Below are 20765 nucleotides of genomic sequence, written 5' to 3' on the forward strand. Positions count from 1 at the left end.
GAGATAAGAGAAATGAAAAAAAGAGTATTAACGGTATTATTGTGCGCGGCGATGGTGCTCGCGCTGCTGACAGGCTGCAGGAGTGGGAGCAGTGACAGGAGCAAGGCCGGCCAGGACAGGACAGAGGCAGCAGATAGTAAGAATCCTAGTCAAACATCTGATGAAAGCTACCCAATGACTCTAAACAATTACGGACGCGAAATAGCAATTAAAGCTGCGCCGCAAAAAGTGCTTGCTCTTGGTCCTAACTGTGCGGAGCTGCTTGTTGCACTAGGACTCGGGGATTCTATAGTGGGAACAAGTCTCCGCAATCACAGCCGCGGGCCTTTACCTGAATATAAAGAGGAAATTGATGCCATACCGGAGATCACCCACGGCCCGGCCACAAGAGAAGCCGTTATTGCAAGCGGAGCAGATTTTATTTATGGGATTGACTGGGAGTTTGGCGGTGACGGGCTGGATGTAAATGAGCTGGAGGATTATGGAATAACTACTTATCTTAATTCTGCCAAAAGCTTAGATGATCAATATCAGGAAATTTTGGATATAGGAAAAATATTTGGCATTGAAGACAGAGCTGCCGGATATGTTGAAGAACAGAAAGAGCGCATCAAGGCTGTACAAGATAAAACAGGAAACCGGGAAGCCCTTAAAGTTCTTGTGTATGACAGTGGAAATGACGGTGTATTTACCTGCAGCGGAAGCAACTTTGAATCCCTGCTGATAAATCTGGCCGGAGGTGAGAATATATTCAACGATATCACAGAAAAGGACTGGGTTACCGTAAGTTATGAAGAGGTCCTTTCCCGGGAGCCGGATGTCATTGTGGTCCATGATTATGACAGTCCTTCTGCTGAGGAAAAGATTGCTGAAATCAAAGCTAATGATACACTTTCACAGCTTGACTGTGTAAAGAATGACCATTTTGCAGTCATAGATCTTGAAAGCGTGTTGCCGGGGGAACGGTTGGCTTATACGGTGGAAAAGCTCTATGAGTCAATGTCACAATTCAGATAGATTTCACTCACAGTGAAAATTTTTATTGACAATGAAAAAAGGTTGTGCTATATTTGATAAAAATAAAACAAAATCCTCAGCGAAAGCACAGGAATTGTAACTACATAATTTTATATGCCGACGGGCAGTCACTTAAAAAAAAACAAGGATGTTTTCAATCTACATCCTTGTTTTTTTATATAAAAAATTATCTGAAACCCATGGACCCAAAAGGAGAAAAAGTTATGAGGAAAAAATTTATTTCTTTAATACTGGCACTGACCATGGCCGGCGCGCTTGTTACCGGATGTTCAGGAGGCAGTGATGATGCAGCAGGCACAAGCACAGAGAAAAGTGGAAGTTCACAGTCGGACAGCAGTGATACACTGCGTATATCACAGTCTTCCGGAGGAGTGATTGACCCTGGAACGGGGGTTGACAGTGCGTCCTGTATTGCCTATGTCAACATGTATGATTCGCTGGTCTATCCTGATATGGACAACAACCCTACCCCTTCCCTTGCTGATAGCTGGGAAGCTTCGGAAGACGGACTTACATGGACCTTCAAATTAAAGCAGGGGGTGAAGTTTCATGATGGATCAGATTTGAAGGCAAGTGACGTGGTATTTTCTATGAACCGTCTTCTTACAATGGGGGAAGGGTTTGCGTACCTGTTCTCCGGCTATGTGGATTCCTGTGAGGCTCCGGCAGATGGCACAGTTGTATTTCATCTGAAACAATCCTTTGCACCATTTTTATCTATTCTGCCAAGGCTGTACATACTGAATGAAGATTTAATTATGGATAACTTGGAGGATGGCTCTTATGGTGAATTGGGGGATTATGGAAAAGCCTTTCTTGCTGAGAATGATGCCGGAAGCGGTGCTTATCATCTGACGGAAATGAAGACCCAGGACAGAATCTGCATGTCAAAATTTGACGATTATTTTCAGAAGTGGGATGAGAAGGCACCAAAGAATGTGGAAATTGTTATGAATACAGAGACGGCTACTGTCAGAACTATGATGAACAGTAAAGAGCTGCAGATATCTGACCAGTGGCAGACTAATGAGGCGTATGAAGCTCTGGATAAAATCGATGGGGTAAATATTGGAAGTTTCACAAATGGGCAGATGCTCTATCTCATGTTGAATACAAAGAAGCAACCCACAGATGATGTGCATGTCAGACGCGCACTGGCATATCTGATTGATTATGACCAGGTTTGTGAAACACTGTTCCCTGGATACAGGAAGGCAAGCTCTGTAGTGCCGCAGGGTGTATTGGGCTACACCGATGAGGGCTTTGAGTATAAGTATGATCTGAAGAAAGCAGAAAGTGAGCTGAAAGAGTCAAAATACTATAAAGAGCTGACAGCGGGGAATCTCGAGGTTGAAGTAGAGTGGATTTCAGATGTTCCGGATGAAGAAAAGCTGGCGCTTCTTATACAGTCTACGGCTTCTCAGATTGGATTGAAGATAAAGGTTACTAAGGTGCCCTGGGCCACACATGTGGATAAGTGCGGAAGCGTAGATACGACACCAAATGCAGCTACCTGTTTCATATCCAGTGACTATCCGGAGGCGGGAGCCTTACTGTATCAGAGGTTCCATTCGGATACGGCAGGGACTTGGCAGCAGACAGAATGGCTCCAGGATCAGGCAGTGGACGATATGATTACCAAAGCCCTGACAACATTGGACGATGAAAACAGGGAAGCGTCGTATGCGGAAATCCAGAAGAAGGCGGCAGAGGAGTGCTGGGGCATTGCGGTGGCAGAGCAGGTAGAAAAGCACGCATACTATGACAACATTGAGATTCCGGTTATTGAACGTGCAGCGGAGGGAAAACCCGTGGCGCTTTCCCTTGGATATAATTATCTGTTCCGGGATTTCCGTATGAATTAATGAAATAGTCACCGGGCTGCGGCATATAAGCTGCCGCAACCCGGGCCGAAAGAAAAGAGGATTGTAAATGAATCTGAAAAAATTTATTATACACCGGATTCTGTTGTCAATTGTAGTGATTTTCGGGCTGTCTATTGTGATCTTCAGCATTGCACGGATTGTGCCGGGAGATCCGGCCCGAATGGCTCTGGGCGCTACGGCGACGAAGGAGGCTCTGGAAAATTTTAAAATTGAAAACCACTTGAATGAGCCCCTGCCCGTACAATACATTTACTGGATTGCCGGTGTACTGCATGGAGATTTTGGAAAGTCAACGACAACAGACCGGGCAGTGGCAAAGGATATTATTCAGTTTCTGCCGGCTACGGTCGAGGTAGTGTTTTTCTCAACACTTTTGCTGATCTTCGGCTCTATCCTGATCGGAAAACTGGCCGCAAAACATAAGGATACAGTACTGGATGGGATCCTCCGCGTATTTTCCTATGCAGGCGTGGCTATGCCGGGGTTTGTCGTGGCAATCCTGCTGCTGCTTTTATTTGGATATGTATGGCAGGTCATCCCGGTCCTGGGGCGGTTGAGCCCCAATATGACACCTCCGTCTCATATCACCGGACTGTATGTACTTGATGCCCTGCTGACGGGAAAGCCTGCAGTGGCATGGAATGCATTTCTCCATATCCTTATACCGGCTGTCTCACTGGCGTTGGGCGGTATGTTTCAGGACGCCAGACTGGTCAGAAACGCAATGGTTGAGAACTCGTCCAAGGACTATCTGGTAGCAATGAAGGGTTACGGAATTCCAGAAAAAGTTATCAATAATAAATATTTGCTGAAGCCTTCTCTAATTCCGGCGGTATCCTGCATGGGAATGGATATTGCATCACTGATGGGAAATGCGTTTTTGATTGAAACAATTTTTAGTTGGCCGGGCATTTCTAAATATGGGCTGAGCGCCATGTTGGCAAAGGATTTGAATGCAATTTCAGGGGTAATTATGGTATTTGGCATTGTATTTGTGATTGTAAATATTATTGTGGATATTGTGGTGGCATACCTGGATCCCAGAATTCGTTTAGGGGGTGGAAACTAATGGCCGCAAACAGAGCAAAGGAAATTCAGAGAGCCCTGGCATTTGAAGCACAGCGGGTGGAGGAGAGGCCTGTTTTAAATGCAAGGGACAACCGGGTGGAAAATCTGAAAAAAGCTTGGTACAAGTTTTCCAGAAACAAATTATCTGTGGCAGGACTTGTTATAGTAGCGGCAGTGATATTGGCGGCAATCCTGGCTCCCTATATTACACCTTATCCAAAACATGCAGGGGCATTTACAGATTTTGCAAATGTCTGTAAGGCACCGGGGAAAAAATATTTTCTGGGCACAGACAACATGGGCCGGGATATTCTCACACGCATTATATACTCCTTTAGAGGTGCGCTATATATGTCTATTCTGGTTCTTGCCATTTCGGTGCCCATAGGAGCCATACTTGGCATGCTGGCAGGGTATATGAAAGGGACGGTTGTAGACACGATCATTATGCGTATCACAGACGTATTTCTGTCTGTACCGGCTATGCTTCTGGCCCTGGCGGTGGCATCAGTGCTGGAGCCAAACCTGACCAACTCCATGATTGCGGTCACAGTTATGTGGTGGCCCTGGTACTGCCGTCTGGTTTACGGTTCCGCAACGTCCTGCCGCCAGGAAAATTTCGTGATTGGTGCGGATTTGATGGGCGCAGGAAAAATGCATATTATATTCAAGGAAATCCTGCCCAATTGTTTGTCCTCTATTTTTACAAAAATGGCGCTTGATGTAGGCTGGGTTATTTTGATCGGTGCAACCTTAAGTTTTGTGGGCCTGGGAGAACAGCCGCCGACCCCGTCGCTGGGCCAGATGGTATCAGATGGCTCTAGATATATGCCCGATGCATGGTGGATGACGGTATTTCCGTCACTTGCGATTGTCATCATTATCCTCGGATTTAATTTTATGGGAGATGGCATCGGAGACATGTTGTCGAAAGGGGATGGAAAAAATGGCTGATGAAAGAATACTTGAGATTAAGGATCTGAAGCTTTGGTATAAAGTGTACAAAGGGTATTCAAAGGTGCTTGACGGCGTGAATATAGATGTACATAAGGGAGAAAAGGCCGGAATCGTAGGTGAGGCCGGCTGTGGGAAGACGACAACGGTGAAATCAATTTTGAATGTAATTCCTGAGCATCAGTATATCATACCCGGCGGTGAAATCTTTTACAAGGGAAAAGATATTCTTAAGATGAATACGAAAGAAATGGATCAGGTCCGAAGCGGAGAAATTTCCATGATTTATCAGGAGCCGGCCAATGCCCTGAATCCGGTGTTCACAATCGGGCAGCAAATGCTGGATGTGGTGAATTATTCAAAACAGGGAAAAGGGAAAAATAAGGGGGAGCAAAAGGAGATGGTACTGCAGGCCATCCGGGACGTATTTATACCAGACCCGGAGCGGATTTTTGACTACTATCCCAATCAGCTTTCAGGCGGGATGAAGCAGAGAATCTGCATCGCCATGGCAATTATGACACAGCGGGATATGATGATTGCAGATGAACCGGGCACGGCACTGGATGTAACGATTCAGGATCAGGTACATAAAACATTGAACAGGCTTGTGGAGGAGCGGAATATGTCTCTGGTTATGATAACCCATTCTCTTGGTGTGGCAAGAGAACTGACAGACAGTATTCATGTGATGTATGCAGGAACGGTGGTGGAATCTGCAAAGACATCAGAGGTGTTCAACCGTACACTTCATCCTTACACCGTCGGATTGATGGAGGCCGTGCCCAGGCTGGGCGGCGGAGGTATTCAGTCGGGAATCTACGGGGCGATTCCTGACTATCAGTATCCGCCGAAGGGCTGCAGGTTCGCCCCCCGCTGCTCCAGGGTTACAGAGCAATGCAGGAACTGTAAACCAGAATTGAAGGACGTAGGTAGTGGACATAAAGTTGCCTGCTTTAATCTGTAGAGGGAGGTTGTGAAATGTCGGATATAATTATGCAGATTCAAAACCTGAAACAATATTTTCCGGTAAATAAAAAGGGTGAGGATGGAAAACCACTTTTTGTAAAGGCCGTGGACGATGTTTCTCTGGATATCAAACAAGGTGAAGTGATCGGACTGGTGGGAGAAAGCGGCTCAGGAAAGAGTACCATTGCCTATTCTGTAGTAGGAATGTATCGTCCCACAGAAGGAAGAATTCTATTTGAAGGAAAAGATTTAAATTCTACAAAGAAAAGGGCTCTGGAGATGAAGAAGAATATCCAGATTGTATTTCAGGATCCGGGTTCGTCCATGAATCCGCACCAGACAATCGGGGAAATTCTGGAGCTGCCCCTGAAAATACATAAAATGTGTGAAACTAAGGCTGAAAGAGAAGAGAAGATAAAAGAGCTGCTGGAGATGGTGGAGCTTCCGGTAAGCTACATGTATAAAACCCCCGGCGCTATCGGCGGCGGTGAAAAGCAGATGGTGGCAATTGCAAGAGCACTGGCCTGTGAACCGAAGTTTTTGATTCTGGATGAGCCGACCTCTGCCCTGGATGTTTCCATCCAGGCTAAAATTATTAACATGCTGCTAAAAATTCAAAAGGAAAGAAACCTTACTTACTTATTCATCACTCATGATTTAAGTTTGATGCGCAATATTGCTACAAGAGTGGCAATTCTGTATTTGGGAAAAATTGCGGAGATAGCGCCGGCAGAAGAATTTTTCTACAAACCTGAACATCCGTACACTCAGATGTTGATTTCTTCCATCCCCGTTGTCTCGGAAGAGGAAGAAGCATTGAAACCCCAAAAAGTAGAGTCCACGGGTGAGATCCCATCCCCTGTAAATACTCCTCCCGGATGCAGCTTTCATCTGAGATGTCCCTATATTATGGAGTCCTGCAAAACAGATGATCCGGTAATACAAAAGATAGATGACAGTCACAGTGTTCGCTGCCATTTATATGAATAAGACAGATGAGCTGAGAGGAGTAAGGAAAGAAAGTCTATGGAAAAAAATATTGGAATCAGAATAAAAGAACTGAGAAAGGCAAAAAAGCTTACGCTGGCTGAATTGAGCGGGATGGCTGGAATTTCTGTAAGCTTTCTTTCGCAAATTGAAAATGGAAAATCCGCGTTGACGGTGGTGACTCTGAATAAGATCGCAAATGCCCTCTGTGTTCCCATGAAAGATTTATTTGAAGAGAGCGCAGAGAAAGAAGAGTATGTAAGAAACAGTTCAGGACATGCGCTGGATGGGATGCAGAGGGCATACAAAAGTATCAGTATCTTAAGCGGCAGGTTTGACAACCGCATTCAGGATGCCTTTCGTATGACTATGGAGCCGCATTTTGAAGAGTTTGAAGAGTTGGATCATCCTGGAGAAGAATTTTATTATGTTTTAAGGGGGACAGCCACTGTGCTTATAGATGGAGCTGAGCATACCGCGCGTGAAGGAGAATCCGTACATTTTCCGTCTGCCCATCCCCATAAGATTGTCAACAGGGAAGATGAAGAGCTGGAAATGATTGGTGTGATTACCCCCACACTATTCTGATTTAAAAAGTGATAAAAGGAGGCAGAATATGAGAGTTGCAACAGATATAGGAGGTACGTTTACAGATATCGTATATATTGATGAACAGGGGAAAGTATGTGTAAACAAAAGCCATACGACACCGCCTGATTTTGAGCAGGGTGTATTAAATGTCATACAGAAGTGCGATATTTCACCAGAAGAGGTTAAGGATCTCAGCCACGGTACAACAGTGGTCATCAATGCATTGACAGAGCGTACAGGTGCAAAAACAGGATTAATTACCACAAAAGGATTTCGTGATATTCTGGAAATCGGCCGCGGAAACCGACCGGATCTGTTTAATTTCAATTTTAAGAAACCAAAACCGTTTGTCCCCAGATATTTACGTCTTGAAGTGGAAGAGCGAATGGATTATCAGGGAAATGAACTGATTGCCCTGAAGGAAGAGGATATAAAAACCTGTGTTGACACCTTTAAAAAGGAAGGGGTAGAAGCAATCGCAATTGTATTTCTTCATTCTTATATAAATGCAGAGCATGAGAAACAGGCAAAAGCTCTGGTTGAGAAGCTTATGCCGGGGATTGCTGTCACAGCCTCCCATGAGGTTTCCAAAGAGTGGAGGGAATATGAGAGGACGACCACAGCGGTTCTGAATTCCTATGTAAAACCGTCGGCCAAAACCTACATAGATAATCTTTACAACAAGCTGGAAGAGATGGATATCAAATGCCCTAAATATATTATGCAGAGCAATGGAGGAACCACCACATTTGAAAATGCTAAGGAAGTGCCGATTAATATGGTGGAATCCGGGCCGGTTGCGGGTATTTACGGATCTGCAATGCTGGGAGAAATGCTGGGTGAGAATAAAGTTATTGCCTTTGATATTGGGGGAACTACAGCAAAGTGTTCTCTGGTTGACGGCGGTGAAGTAAAAACGACAACGGAGTACAAAATTGAAAAGAATGCCCGTTTTCCAGGATATCCCATACGGGTGCCGGTGGTAGACATTGTGGAGATCGGAAACGGAGGCGGGTCAATTGCATGGATTGACAATACCAATTCTCTTCGTGTCGGACCGAAGTCGGCGGGCGCGCTGCCGGGACCGGTTGCCTATCAGAAAGGAGGCACAGAACCCACGACGACAGATGCGAACCTGATTGCGGGGAGACTGTCACCTAAAAATTTTGACATGGATGTAGATATGGAAAAGGTCCGCGGGGCAATTCAGGAAAAGGTGGGGGATGTATATGGAATCAATACGGAGGAGGCTGCCATGGGAATCATCCGTGTGGCCAATTCTAATATGCTCAATGCCCTGAAGCTGGTATCCATCAGTAAGGGCTATGACCCCCGGGAATTTGCCCTGGTTGCTTTCGGAGGCGGAGGCCCTATGCATGCGGCGGCTCTGGCGAAGGAATTAAATATTAAAAAGGTTATTATCCCACTGGCTGCATCTGTGTTTTCTGCATGGGGGATGCTGATGACAGACCTGCGCTCTGATGATATCCAGACTTACCGTGTAAAGCTGGACAACCCGGACTTTGATGCAATCAATGCAGAATGGGAAGGTCTGGAAGAAAAGGCCTGTCAGGACAACGCCCGGAAAGGGATCTCCAGGGAGGATGTATATTTCCAGCATTACCTGGATATGCGCTATATCGGGCAGGACCACACCGTGAAGGTAAAGGTGCCAAATGACCCTATGTCCGCGGAAAATATCAGTGAATTTATCGAAGCTTTTCACAGAGAGCATGAGCAGAATTATTCCTTCCGTCTGGATGAAAGCGGTGTGGAGATTGTAAATATTCACCTTGCATCTTTTGGAAGAATTGAGAAGACACCAATCAAAGAAGCGGAAATCCTTCCCTATAGTCTGGAGGAAGCTATAAAGGAAATACGTCCTGTGATTTTTGAAGGAGACGGTACTCTCGACACTAAAGTTTATGACAGAGAGAAAATGTCTCCCGGAATGAAGCTGGAAGGTCCGGCGATTATTGAAGAAGTCAGCTCTTCGGCGGTCATCTATCCGGGCATGAAGGCATCTGTTGACAAATTTGGCGATATTCTGATTGAAACGGGGGTTTAAAAATGAGCAGTAAAAAGGTAGATTTAATTACACTGGATATCATTCGTGATTCGTTGCTGGCTATTGGAGAAGAAATGTTTATTGCCGTGGCAAGAACCTCCAAGAGTCCGATTATCTATGAAACGTTGGACTTTGCATCGGGAATTACTGACAAAAAAGGCAGGCTTCTGACTCAGGGGAACGGTGCATGCGGATTTCTTGGAATGCTGACATCATTGGTTCACTCCGTAATTGAAAAATATACGGAAAAGGGAAATCTTAAGGAAGGCGATCTGATTATCTGTAATGATCCTTACGGCGGCGGGGGGTCCCATCTGCAGGATGTAGGGCTGGTACTTCCGGTCTTTATTGACGGCGAGCTTTTTGGATACTGTGTCAATAAGTGCCACTGGTCTGAACTGGGGGGAAAGGATCCTGGCTATGCAGTGGATTCCACCGAAATCTATCAGGAAGGACTTCAGTTCCCCTGCCTGAAATTGTTTGAGGAAGGTAAAATCAATGAAACAATTGTAGAGATTATCCGCAGCAATGTACGGCTCCCTGATATGTCTATCGGGGATATGTGGGCTCAGATTTCCGGGCTCAGGACAGGACAGAAACGTTTGATTGAAATATGCGGGAAATATGGTACCCGGACAGTGGATCAGGCAATCGAGCGTCTGATTCAAAACAGTGCCGAGTTTTCGCGCAGCCAGGTGGGTCAGATTCCTGATGGGATTTATACGGCCAGCGGCATGATGGATAAAGATATCATGGGGAACGGTCCTTTCCCGATTCAGGTAAAAGTGACTATTGAAGGTGATCAGATGTACGTGGACTTTACAGGAAGTGCGCCGCAGACAAAAAGCCCGATTAATGTAGCCTATGACGGACTGGTATCTGCAATCAGAAGTGTGTTCCTGGCCTGCACAGACTCTTCCCAGAATGTGAATGACGGAGTATTTGAAAACTTGCACATTAAAGCAGAAAAGGGAAGCATTTTCAATGCCATCCGGCCGGCGGCGGTCTCCTGCTACTATGAATCCATGCAGTATGCCCAGGATCTGATATGGCAGGCTATGCTGCCTGTTGTGGAAAAGGGAAAACTGACGGCAGGACATTTTATTACGGTAGGGGCATATTCGATTTCTGGTACTCATTCTGTGACAGGGGAAACCTTTGTAGATGTAGGACCGACCCTTGGGGGCTGGGGAGCCGGTTTTGACAGAGACGGAGACAGTGCCCAGTTCTGTACAGGAGACGGCGAGACATACAACATTCCGGCGGAAGTCCTGGAGGCGAAATTCGGATACCGTGTGACTGAATACTCTTTGAATACAACAGATGCCGGCGCAGGAGAGCATCGGGGCGGATATGGAATTATTCTAGGACATGAAGCTTTGAACGATGATATGACCTTCTCCGGGACCTATGGCAGATTTGAATATCCCGCCTGGGGCTTTGAAGGAGGAAAAGAAGGGGCTCCCAGTGGATTTGATTTTCTCCTGAAGGATGGAACCCATGTGCCATTGCAGGGAACGGGATCAAAAATACAAATGCATAAAGGAGATGTAGCCCGCATGGTGACGGGAACCGGCGGCGGTTATGGAAATCCCCTTGCCCGCCCTGCTGAAAAGGTGGCAATGGACGTAAAAAATGAGTATGTTTCCATAAATGCAGCTGAAAAAATATATGGTGTTCTCCTGGAGCCGGAGACATTTGCCATATTGGGAGTTACCGATGAAAGAAAGAAGTTTTCGGAGAAAGTATCATGAATCCAAAGGCAGCCATTTACATGGACAGCGGAAATAAAATCGTGATAGAGCTCCTCCCTGACGCAGCCCCCAATACTGTAAATAGTTTCATCTACGCCGCACAAAAGGGTGCTTTTGATCAGCATATGATAGAGCGGATCGTACCTGAAGACTGGATTGATGTAAGCTATTCGGGTTTTGGAAAGGAAGAATTTCAGTACCTGATTCCCTATGAGCACAACCTGTATCCGGAAATACAGCCATTGGACTCACAATTTGGGTGCGTATGCATGGGCGGTTATGGAAAGCTGGGACAGTCGGGCTGCGAATTCTTCTTCCCCCTGCGGAAATGCCCGGAGCACAAAGGAATTTATCCTGTGTTCGGACGGGTGCTGGAGGGACACGAGGAGCTGGAAAGACTCAAGAAGCTGGACTTAGAACCTGTAACTAACTTTCCGTATCCGGGAGTAAAAGTAAATAGGCCAGTGACTCCGCAGAAGATTGTGAAAGTGGAGCTGGAATTATATAGACGGGAATTCCCTGAACCAATCAGGCTGCAGATAGACGAGCGGCCAAAGTGCTGGAATCAGTGTTAAAAACCAAAGAAAACTTTTGAAATCTCTAAAAAGTTTCGATACAATGAATCTACAAAAGGAAAGCATCCGCTCCAAAGGCGGATGCTTATCATACCCAATTGGGGAATTCAATCAGTTTGTAGCAGAATAAAATCTGAGTTCCTGTGTTTTCATATCCCTGTTCTTTTTCTGGACAGATATCACATTTTTTATAAAACATCGCTATCTTCTTGTACCTTTATTCCCGCGAGCAACGAGCCAAGCTGAAATGCTTGCATTTCCATTTGGCGGCTGCCGCGAGGGTCAAATACCCCGCAGCTTGCTGCGCTGCAAGTTTGATGTCCCGTCAGCTTGCTGCGGGGTATTTGACTTGAAGAACTCTTCTGTTGTAATGTGTAAGTTAATGTCATGAGTATTGAAAAAATTCAGGTAATCATTCGGCGGGTTCTGATCAGTGATTACATGTTCAACAGCTGACATCGGACTATAGGTCATCAGTGAGAATTTGCCGAATTTAGTATGATCCGCCAACAGGTAACGGCATTGGCTGTTTTCTACTACAATCTTTTTTATCTGATACTCATCCATGGAAGCGTTAGTCAAGCCATTTTCAATGGTTACGCCGGTGCAGCATAAAAAGGCCTTGCCGATGTTATAAGTTTTTAGTGCTTCCTCCACAGTGCTGCCGACAAAGGAAAGCGTCTCGCGTTTCAATTTCCCGGATAAAGAGATGAGTGTAATGTTGGGATAATTAACCGCTTTTAAGGCAACCTGGAGTGAATTGGTGATGATGGTACATTTTTTATTTCCTAGATAGTCGATCAGGTTTTGACTGGTAGTGCCGGTATCTATATAGATAAGGTCATTGTCTTCGATGAAACTGGCGGCCTGTCTGCAAATTAAGTCCTTTTCGTGCTCAAAGCTGGTATTCCGCAGACTATAAGGGGTTAAGGTCATAAGGGACGAATCAGGCAGTGCAGTGACACCGCCGTAGACTTTCTTAATTCTCCCCCGGTCTAAAAGCTGCCCGATATCCCGGCGGATAGTATTTTTAGAAACCTTAAAAGCTTCACATAGTTGATCAATAGTTACAGTTTTGTTCGTAAGAATATATTCCTCGACCTGGTCGATTCTTTCAGTTCGCATATTTGCCTCCTTAATTAATATTAATAATGTGCAATCCTAAAAACATTCGAAATCCGCCCTACTCGGGCTCCTTTCTCATGTTTTGCGGGTCCCAAGGTCATGCTTTTCCATGCAAGCATAAAACGCATGGCCTTTTGACCCTGATACCTACGGATTGCTCCGCACTTTGTGCTCCCGCAATCCTAAAAACATTCGAAATCCGCCCTACTCGGGCTCCTTTCTCATGTTTTGCGGGTCCCAAAGTCACGCTTTTTCATGCAAGCATGAAACGCATGACCTTTTGACCCTGATACCTACGGATTGCTCCGCACTTTGTGCTCCCGCAATCCTAAAAACATTCGAAATCCGCCCTACTCGGGCTACTTTCTCATGTTTTGCGGGTCCCAAGGTCATGCTTTTTCATGCAAGCATGAAACGCATGACCTTTTGACCCTGATACCTACGGATTGCTCCGCACTTTGTGCTCCCGCAATCCTAAAAACATTCGAAATCCGCCCTACTCGGGCTCCTTTCTCATGTTTTGCGGGTCCCAAAGTCACGCTTTTTCATGCAAGCATGAAACGCATGACCTTTTGACCCTGGTATCATATTAATATAAAAATAGCATTTTGTGAACAATTTTTGTAAATATGGGTTGCATTTTTTGAAAAAAGGTTATAGAATAAAGCCATAATATAACCAAAAGATGATAATAAAACGGATAAATACTCCATAATATCATCAAAAATAAGATAAGAAAGTGAGGAAATAGAAATGGCAGAAGTTACAAAAATGAAATATTGTGTTAATGGTGAATGGAAAGAGTCCGCCACAGATAAATGGATGACAGTTACGGATTCCAGTACAGGTGAAGCAATTGCAGAGATTCCCTGTTGTACAGAGGATGAGGTACATAGTGCAATTGCCGCTGCCCATGCTGCTTTTCCGTCATGGTCTCAGATGTCTCTTACTAAAAGGACCCAGTATTTGTTTAAATGGAGGAATGTCATGATTGATCATCTGGATGAACTGACATTAATCTGTGCAAAAGAACTTGGAAAAACTCTGGACGAGGCAAAGGGGGATGTTCTGAAGGCTATTGAGCCTACAGAATTCGCAACCTCTATTCCATATACAATACAGGGAAGCAGTGCACTGCAGGTTACTACAGGATTTGACTGTACGACATATCGGGTTCCTCTTGGTGTTGTGGCCGGTATAGTTCCAATGAACTTTCCAGCTATGATTCCCTGGGGCTGGATGGTTCCACTTGCAATTGCATGCGGGAATACAGTTGTTCTTAAAGCAAATAGTCAAACACCATTGACTTCTATGCGTATGCTGGAGTTGTTCTATGATGAGGCCGGGTTCCCAAAAGGTGTTGTAAACCTTGTAACCTGCAGCAGACATGAGGCCGAAATCTTCATGACAGATGAGCGGATTAAAGCGGTATCCTTTGTTGGTACGACAGGTGTCGGCAAGCATATCTATTCTGTTGCAGCTGCACACGGGAAAAAAGTGCAGTCCCAGTGTGAAGCTAAGAATCATGCTTTGCTTCTTGAAGATGCAGACCTGGAAAGTGCTGCAAATGCGATTATCAATTCTACCTACGGATGCGCCGGAATGCGCTGCATGGCCCTGCCTGTTATCGTTGTGCAGGAGAGCATTGCAGATAAGTTTGTTACTTTGTTGAAAGAAAAGGCAGAGAAAATGGTAGTGGGGTGTGCATACGATCCAAATACCAATCTCGGTCCGGTGGTTTCTGAAAAGCACAAAAAGAGCGTTTGTGACTGGATACAAAAAGGTATAGATGAAGGTGCAGAGCTTGTACTGGATGGAAGAGACTGCGTAGTTCCAGGGTATGAAAACGGATTTTTTGTTGGGCCAACCATTCTGGACCATGTAACTGCTGAAATGACAGTGGGTGATGAGGAAATCTTTGGACCCGTAACTGTAATAAAAAGAGTGAAGGACTTTGAAGAAGGATTAGCTATTATGAATGCCAACCCATTTGCGAATGGATCTGTAATCTTTACCCAGAGTGGATATTATGCACGCGAGTTTGAGATGAGAACGGATGGAGGCATGGTTGGAATCAATGTTGGAATTCCTGTTCCATCCGCATACTTCCCATTTTCCGGGAATAAGGATTCTTTCTTTGGAGACCAGCATGTACTTGGTTTGGATGGTGTTCGTTTCTTTACCAGGGCGAAAACTGTTACCAAACATTGGTATGATGAGGAATCTAAGCACAGACAGGTTGGAACCTGGGAAGGCAGTGTGGATCGTTGATTAGAACTACATAAGTGAAAAATGACCGGTGGAGGAGGTAGAATATGGCACTGGTAAAAATGAAGAAACTGCTGGAACAGGCTGAGACTGAAGGATTTGGCATAGGTGCCTTTAGTGTAGGTAACATGGAGATGATTATGGGGGCGGTGCAGGCAGCTGAAGAGCTTCAGACTCCGATTATTTTACAGATAGCCGAGGTGAGGCTTAAGAATTCCCCCCTCGAATTTGTTGGGCCGATGATGGTGAGTGCTGCCCAAAAGGCCAAGGTTGATATTGCTGTCCACCTGGATCATGGATTGACCATGGAAACGGTAAAAGCAGCTTTAAATATGGGTTTTACCTCAGTGATGCTGGATGCCTCAACCAGCCCCTTTGAGGAAAATATTTCTAAAACCCAGGAAGTAGTTCAGCTTGCCAAAACTTTTGGGGCAACGGTTGAAGCTGAGCTGGGTCTGGTAGGCGGCAGCGAAGATGGGAGCAGCGATCACGGAATCAACTGCACGAATCCCAGTGATGCAAAGGTGTTTGTGGAGCAAACCGGCATTGATGCCCTGGCCATCGCCATAGGCAATGCCCATGGTAACTATCCGGTGGCACCCCGGCTGCAGTTTGGGGTATTAAAAGCAATAAAGGAAGCAGTTAATATCCCCCTGGTGCTGCATGGGGGAAGCGGTATAACGGATGAAGATTTTCAAAAAGCAATTTCACTGGGAATCAAGAAAGTGAATATCGCCACGGCCAGCTTTAATAGCTTGACAGAATATGTCCGCCGGTATTTTGCCGACAATGACACTTACAATTACTTTGATTTGGACAAAGCGATGATTAAGGGAACCTATGAAAATGTAAAACGTCACATTAAAGTTTTTAATCATGCTTTTACAGACGTAGGATGAAATTCTTAAAGACCTTTGCTAAACTAAGCGTTTTTATCGTGCCGCAAAATATGATTGTCCTCAGTGTAAATTTACTGGATAATGTGATGCTGGCCCGATTTAGCGAACAGGCTATGGCCGGCGCATCAGTTGTCAACCAAATACAATTCGTTTATCAGCAAGTGCTTACGGCGCTTGCTGAGGCGGTTGTAATGATCGGCAGTCAGTACTGGGGAGAGAAAAGGGATAAGCAAAATCGCAATATCGTCAAGTGCGCTTTGACAGTCGGAAAATAATCAGGTTGCGTGCGTTTTGCGTGTGTGATATAATCATCCTTTAGAAAACACATAATAAGAGGAGACTTTAAGGATGGCCGGAACAATTCAGGATATCGCAGAGCGGGCAGGAGTATCCCGCGGAACCGTAGACCGTGCTCTTAATAAACGGGGGCGCATTAATCCCAGTGTGGAAAAGCGAATATTGGAGATTGCCGATGAAATGGGGTATGTCCCCCGGAAAAGAAAGAGTGAAAACAAAAAGAAAGTTAAGATCGGGGTTGTGACCCAGCTGTCAAGCGCCTCTTTTATGAGCAGAATCAGGAAAGGCATCCAGGATGCAGCAAAAGAAACAGCTTCCAAAGGTTTTGAATTGTTCATTGAAGAATGTGAAGATGTAAGTGAAGATTCCCAGCTGGAGGCGCTGCTGCGGTTAGAGAAGCTGGGTGCGGCGGGGATAGCGATTATGCCGGTTGACGGCAACTTAATCCGCAATAAAATCAATGAGCTGATCGAGCGGGGAATTAAAATTATTACCTTCAATACTGATATTATCGGTACTAAGCGCAGCTGCTTTGTGGGGATGGACAATATCCGCAGCGGCCGTGCTGCCGCTGGGCTGATGGGGCTTCTTACTAAAAAGGAAGGCAAGGTTCTGGCTATTACAGGCCATTTTGGAAATAGTGTTAATAATATGCGGGTGGAGGGCTTTACCACTGAGTTAAAAGAAAGTTTTCCTAACCTGCATCTGACGGGGGTTCAGAGCAGCTTTGATGAACCCGGGGAAGTGGAACGGCTGGTGGCGAACAGTCTGCATGCTTTTCCGGACTTAAATGGTGTCGTAGTTTTTTCTGCAGGCCAGGAAGGGGTTTTAAAAGCGCTGGATAAACAAAGGATTCCATCAAAACAGCGCCCCTTTATCATTGTCTATGACCTGACCCCGGAAAACATCGCCGGTTTAAAGAGTGATGGTTTTGATTTTATTCTGGATCAGAATGGTTATATGCAGGGTCACCAGGCCTTGTGTATCCTGGAAGACTTAATCCTTTTCGGTGCTTTTCCGAGAAAAGAGTACTATTATACTGATATCGTTATAAAAACAAAATACAACATCTGAGAGAAAATTACAGCAGTAGGAGCCGCAGAAGAGACGAATAGCACGCTAACATGCGTGCTGTTTTATTTTAAAATAATACAAAAGGAAAAAGTGCTAGTTAATAAGCATGAATATTGTGCAATATAATAGAAAATTTTAAATGTGCAATTATTATATTGCACGCTTACACGGCGTGTGATAACATATGGATAAGAACTTACTAAACACACAATGAATGAGGTGAAGAGATGAAGTATTTAGAAGTGGATAACAGCAGGGAGCTTGATCTAGTCCTGCTTGGCCGCGTGGCGATTGACTTCAACCCGGCTTACAATGAGGACGTTAAAGAGGATTTTAAACCTCTTAAGGAGGTTCATGTTTTTGAAAAATTTGTTGGAGGTTCTCCTGCCAATATTGCGGTTGGCGTGACTAGACACGGGATGAAGGCGGGCTTTTTTGGAAAAGTTTCCGATGATCAGTTTGGGGAATATGTGGTAGATTATTTTAATAATGAAGGGATTGACACCAGCCGCATTACCAAATGTAAAAATGGTGAGAAGCTGTGTCTGACCTTTACAGAGATGCTGTCGCCAAAGGAAAGCAGTATCCTGATGTATCGCAATATCCCGGCTGATCTGCAGCTATGTCCGGCGGATATTGACGAGGAATATATAAAGAACACCAAAGCCCTCCTGATTTCCGGAACGGCGCTGTCGGCCAGCCCTTCAAGAGAAGCGGCTCTTAAAGCTGTGATGCTGGCTAGGAAATATAATACCCGGGTTATCTTTGATATTGATTACCGGCCCTATAGCTGGAAGAATGATGATGAGATATCTGTTTACTATTCTTCGGTGGCCAGAGAGGCAGATATTATTATGGGGTCAAGAGAGGAATTCGACCTGATGGAAAAACTAATTCAAACTGGTATGACCGACGAAGAAAGCGCCGCTTACTGGCAGAGCTATCATGCTAAGATTGTAGTCATCAAGCATGGTATGAAAGGTTCAACTGCTTATACGAACGACGGCGGACGGTTCTCCATTAAACCTTTTCCAGTGAAAGCCCGCAAAGGCTTTGGCGGCGGTGACGGCTATGGCTCCGGGTTTTTGTATGGTCTGTATCAAGGGTGGGAGATTATCGACTGCCTGGAGTTTGGCTCTGCCGAGGCCTCTATGATGGTCAGAAGTAACAGTTCTTCCGATACTCTTCCTAATCCGGAAGAGGTACATGTCTTTATCAAGGAAGAAAAAGAACTGTATGGTGATATGGTTGCCCGCGTAGGTGAGGAGGGAAAGGAAGATGAATAAGACCACAAGAATGACAACCGCACAAGCGATCGTGAGGTTTTTGGATAATCAATATGTTCTGATGGATGGTGTAGAAACCAAATTTGTAGAAAGCTTTTTCACCATCTTTGGGCATGGGATCGCCGTAGGGTTAGGTGAGGCCCTGGACAGTGACCCGGGAAGCCTGAAAGTTTTGCAGGGACGCAATGAACAGGGAATGTGCCATGTTGCAACTGCTTACTCCAAACAGAATAACCGGCGTAAAATTATCCCCTGTGCTTCTTCGATAGGGCCGGGGGCAGCCAATATGGTGACTGCCTGTGCGACGGCAACGGTTAATAATATTCCCCTGCTGGTATTTCCGGCTGATACCTTCGCCTCCCGGCAGCCGGATCCGGTGCTGCAGCAGCTGGAGCAGAGTAATAGTCTGGCAACAACTACAAATGATGCTTTCAAACCAGTGTGTAAGTATTGGGACCGGGTTTCCCGCCCTGAGATGTTGATGAGTGCTTTGATTAATGCCATGCGTGTCCTGACGGACCCGGCTGAGACGGGTGCCTGCTGTATCGCTCTGCCTCAGGATGTGGAAGGCGAGGCTTTTGATTTCCCAGATTATTTCTTCAAAAAACGGGTGCATCGTATTACCAGACCTGTAGCCGCACCCGAAGAGCTGGACGATCTGGCTGAAATTATTAAAGATGCTAAGAAACCCCTTGTAATTGTAGGCGGCGGAGTACGCTATTCTGAAGCTGGTGAAACAGTGGAGAAATTTTGCGCAGAGTTTAAGATTCCTTTTGGCGAAAGTCAGGGGGGGAAAAGTGCATGTAAATCGAGTGATCCCTATTGTCTGGGAGGAATTGGCGTGACGGGGACCTACGCCTCAAATATAATTGCAAAAGATACGGATGTAGTTATTGCCATTGGCAGCAGATTGTCTGACTTTACTACCAGCTCCAAACACTTGTTTCGGAATCCGCAGGTACAGTTCGTAACAATTAACAATTGCCGCTATCACGCTTATAAGCTGGACGCTGTCAAAGCTGTCGGTGACGCAAAGGCGACGGTGAAAGCTTTAAGCGAAAGGTTAAGAAAGCTTGATTATCAGTCGTCCTATACGAATGAAATTGTGGATGCAAAAGCAAAATGGGATGCGGAAATGCAGCATCTTGGCAACATCGAGTATACGGGTGATGATTTTGAGCCGATGATTAAGGCAAGAGACCCCCGGACGGTTCCGGAGTTTGTTGAGCTTACGGATGGTAAGATTACGCAGACTGCAGCTCTCTATACCATCAGAGAAGTGATTGATGAAAATGCCACCCTGATTACGGCGGGTGGTTCTTTGCCAAGCTGCCTGCAGAGAATGTGGACTACCGATAAGCGAGGCGGCTATCATGCAGAATATGGCTATTCTTGTATGGGATATGAGGTGGCGGCTGCCCTGGGGGTTAAGTTTGCCCAGCCCAATGATGAAGTGTATGCTGTAGTTGGCGACTCCAGCTTCCAGATGCTTCACAGTGAAATTATGACCATTATGCAGGAGCGGCAAAAGGTTAATATTTTAATCTTTGACAACTGCGGTTTTGGCTGTATCAACAATCTGGAAATGACTCATGGCATCGGCAGTCTGGCAACCGAATTTCGTTATACTGACGGCAAAAAGCCGTGCGGAGACTTAATCCCGGTTGATTATGCCAAGATTGGCGAAGGTTATGGGCTTAAGACTTATACTTGCAAGACTATTGCAGAACTTAAAGCAGCTTTAGAGGATGCCAAAAAGCAAGAGATTGCATGTCTGTTTGATTTGAAGGTTATTCCAAAAACTATGACCGATGGCTATGAATCCTGGTGGAATGTGGGACAGGCGCAGGTTTCCGGGAAGAAAAGTGTTGTGGAGGCCTGGGAAGAAGTTAAGAAGGCCAGAGAAGAAGCAAGAGCCTATTAGAA

General features: G+C 45.4%; 17 protein-coding genes. 16 read left to right on the forward strand and 1 reads right to left on the reverse strand.

The features are described 5' to 3' along the window. Positions 1–12 precede the first annotated feature (12 nt). The 10 genes from EDD59_RS04120 (at position 13) to EDD59_RS04165 (ending at position 11890) form a co-directional block, all read left to right on the forward strand. Positions 13–1017 carry an ABC transporter substrate-binding protein gene (locus tag EDD59_RS04120; RefSeq protein WP_132379187.1) on the forward strand — a complete coding sequence of 335 codons (1005 nt, stop codon included), beginning with the start codon at positions 13–15 and terminating at the stop codon, positions 1015–1017. 224 nt (positions 1018–1241) lie between these two features. Continuing rightward, on the forward strand, positions 1242–2903 hold the full coding sequence (locus EDD59_RS04125) for an ABC transporter substrate-binding protein (RefSeq protein WP_165920857.1): 1662 nt from the start codon (positions 1242–1244) through the stop codon (positions 2901–2903). A gap of 67 nt (positions 2904–2970) precedes the next feature. After that, positions 2971–3993, forward strand: coding sequence for an ABC transporter permease (locus EDD59_RS04130; protein ID WP_132379191.1), 1023 nt, complete (start codon positions 2971–2973; stop codon positions 3991–3993). Further along, positions 3993–4946 (forward strand): ABC transporter permease, encoded by a 954-nt coding sequence (locus EDD59_RS04135; RefSeq protein ID WP_132379193.1) that lies wholly within the window; start codon positions 3993–3995, stop codon positions 4944–4946. Before EDD59_RS04130 ends, EDD59_RS04135 begins: the two co-directional genes overlap by 1 nt. Then, a complete protein-coding gene (locus EDD59_RS04140; protein ID WP_132379195.1) occupies positions 4939–5913 on the forward strand; it encodes an ABC transporter ATP-binding protein in 975 nt (324 codons plus the stop codon). Before EDD59_RS04135 ends, EDD59_RS04140 begins: the two co-directional genes overlap by 8 nt. Positions 5914–5927: 14 nt before the next feature. After that, on the forward strand, positions 5928–6905 hold the full coding sequence (locus tag EDD59_RS04145) for an ABC transporter ATP-binding protein (protein ID WP_132379197.1): 978 nt from the start codon (positions 5928–5930) through the stop codon (positions 6903–6905). Between the two features lie 36 nt (positions 6906–6941). Then, the gene (locus EDD59_RS04150) at positions 6942–7490 is read left to right on the forward strand and encodes a helix-turn-helix domain-containing protein (RefSeq protein WP_132379199.1); all 549 of its coding nucleotides are present in this window, start codon (positions 6942–6944) and stop codon (positions 7488–7490) included. Positions 7491–7518: 28 nt separating this feature from the next. Further along, positions 7519–9561, forward strand: coding sequence for a hydantoinase/oxoprolinase family protein (locus EDD59_RS04155; protein ID WP_132379201.1), 2043 nt, complete (start codon positions 7519–7521; stop codon positions 9559–9561). Positions 9562–9563: 2 nt separating this feature from the next. Beyond that, complete coding sequence (locus EDD59_RS04160) at positions 9564–11315, forward strand: hydantoinase B/oxoprolinase family protein (RefSeq protein ID WP_132379204.1); 1752 nt, start codon at positions 9564–9566, stop codon at positions 11313–11315. Continuing rightward, complete coding sequence (locus EDD59_RS04165; RefSeq protein WP_132379206.1) at positions 11312–11890, forward strand: peptidylprolyl isomerase; 579 nt, start codon at positions 11312–11314, stop codon at positions 11888–11890. The genes EDD59_RS04160 and EDD59_RS04165 overlap by 4 nt, the downstream gene beginning before the upstream one ends. Positions 11891–12172: 282 nt before the next feature. Here EDD59_RS04165 and EDD59_RS04170 read toward each other — a convergent pair whose 3' ends face one another. Next, the gene (locus tag EDD59_RS04170) at positions 12173–13015 is read right to left on the reverse strand and encodes a DeoR/GlpR family DNA-binding transcription regulator (RefSeq protein ID WP_132379209.1); all 843 of its coding nucleotides are present in this window, start codon (positions 13013–13015) and stop codon (positions 12173–12175) included. A gap of 753 nt (positions 13016–13768) precedes the next feature. On the opposite strand from EDD59_RS04170, the gene EDD59_RS04175 reads away from it, so the two are divergent. The 6 genes from EDD59_RS04175 to iolD all read left to right on the forward strand — a co-directional run bounded on the left by EDD59_RS04175 (position 13769) and on the right by iolD (position 20763). Next, positions 13769–15286, forward strand: a complete 1518-nt coding sequence (locus tag EDD59_RS04175) for a CoA-acylating methylmalonate-semialdehyde dehydrogenase (RefSeq protein WP_132379211.1) — start codon at positions 13769–13771, stop codon at positions 15284–15286. 44 nt (positions 15287–15330) lie between these two features. Further along, entirely contained in the window at positions 15331–16182 is an 852-nt protein-coding gene (locus tag EDD59_RS04180; RefSeq protein ID WP_132379212.1) for a class II fructose-bisphosphate aldolase, read from the forward strand. Then, positions 16179–16457, forward strand: a complete 279-nt coding sequence (locus EDD59_RS04185; RefSeq protein ID WP_132379213.1) for an MATE family efflux transporter — start codon at positions 16179–16181, stop codon at positions 16455–16457. The genes EDD59_RS04180 and EDD59_RS04185 overlap by 4 nt, the downstream gene beginning before the upstream one ends. A gap of 73 nt (positions 16458–16530) precedes the next feature. Then, positions 16531–17553 carry a LacI family DNA-binding transcriptional regulator gene (locus tag EDD59_RS04190; RefSeq protein WP_132379214.1) on the forward strand — a complete coding sequence of 341 codons (1023 nt, stop codon included), beginning with the start codon at positions 16531–16533 and terminating at the stop codon, positions 17551–17553. A gap of 227 nt (positions 17554–17780) precedes the next feature. Next, the gene (iolC, locus tag EDD59_RS04195) at positions 17781–18839 is read left to right on the forward strand and encodes a 5-dehydro-2-deoxygluconokinase (RefSeq protein WP_132379215.1); all 1059 of its coding nucleotides are present in this window, start codon (positions 17781–17783) and stop codon (positions 18837–18839) included. Continuing rightward, complete coding sequence (gene iolD / locus EDD59_RS04200; protein WP_132379216.1) at positions 18832–20763, forward strand: 3D-(3,5/4)-trihydroxycyclohexane-1,2-dione acylhydrolase (decyclizing); 1932 nt, start codon at positions 18832–18834, stop codon at positions 20761–20763. Before iolC ends, iolD begins: the two co-directional genes overlap by 8 nt. The last annotated feature ends 2 nt before the right edge of the window (positions 20764–20765 follow it).

This window comes from Muricomes intestini (genome assembly GCF_004346165.1).
Classification (GTDB): domain Bacteria; phylum Bacillota; class Clostridia; order Lachnospirales; family Lachnospiraceae; genus Muricomes; species Muricomes intestini.